Annotated in this window: 1 protein-coding gene; it reads right to left on the bottom strand. The window is 52.5% G+C overall.

The window, feature by feature from the left end:
* Positions 1-99: 99 nt before the first annotated feature.
* Entirely contained in the window at positions 100-849 is a 750-nt protein-coding gene (locus ACFOGJ_RS24270; RefSeq protein ID WP_379905515.1) for a hypothetical protein, read from the bottom strand.
* Positions 850-974 lie beyond the last annotated feature (125 nt).

Below are 974 nucleotides of genomic sequence, written 5' to 3'. Positions count from 1 at the left end.
GGCGGGTGGCCGAAGGCCGCCCGGGCCGCCAGGCGCAATAGAGCGGGTCACCCCGCCAGGCGGAGCCAGGCGGGGGCGCCTCGTTTGTTTATTATCTACTCAATCTGCTTTCGTAGACAAACAAACATTCTTTTTTCTATTTATTTTATCCAACTCGCGTTCTATCCTAAAAAATGAGGACTCTATGTAAATTTTCTCGTTATGTCTGCTGCGTGTGATGAGACCGCGGGATATTAAGACCTCAACCGTGCTTTCGTCGATTGTCGGTCCGTATCGACTCTTCAAATAATCTAGGAGCTTCTGGAAATTCGGAAATGGGATCAGCCGTCGTGTAACAAACTGCCATTTAGGAGTAGGAATAGCCGATTGCACAAGTTCTGCCGAAGCTGATTCATATAATTTGTCGGCGCTTTCTGCTGTAGACGCCAGACTTTCTTGGATCTGTAAGAATTTATCATTTATTTTAATTAAATCCTTTGCACGAATGTGCTCCGCATTACCTTCAGACTCGGCGATCGTGCCGTTGAGTTCGGTAGTCGTGGACTTTAGCAACTGTATCGCTTCATCGACTTGTGACACAAACTCGCGGCTCTGCCCCTGGATCAGATCAATAAACGCAGTGTCGTCCCGGAAATCGCTCGGCGCATAGAGCACCCGCCGGTTCCAGACCAGCACCCCGAAGAAGGCCACCACCAGGATCGTCGGGAAGATCATGACGAACCAGATGTAGGTGCGTTGCAACTCCGGCGCCACGACCGTCATGCCGCCGACAAGCGAGATCTCGGAGATCGCCGCGAAGATGGCGATAACGGTCAGCGGATTGCTGACATGGCCGACTTTCTCGATCATGGCACCCCTCCCGCGATGAATAAGCAAACGTATGTCGACTGATCTGCACGTCCACATGTCGACACTGCCACACATCGGCATGTAGGAAGGTAGCACATAGCGCCGCGCTCCGCGCGCGGCCAAGG

Origin of the sequence: Marinibaculum pumilum, from assembly GCF_042646425.1 — a bacterium.
GTDB classification, from domain to species: domain Bacteria; phylum Pseudomonadota; class Alphaproteobacteria; order Ferrovibrionales; family Ferrovibrionaceae; genus Marinibaculum; species Marinibaculum pumilum.
This window is presented reverse-complemented; position numbering and strand designations above follow the sequence as displayed.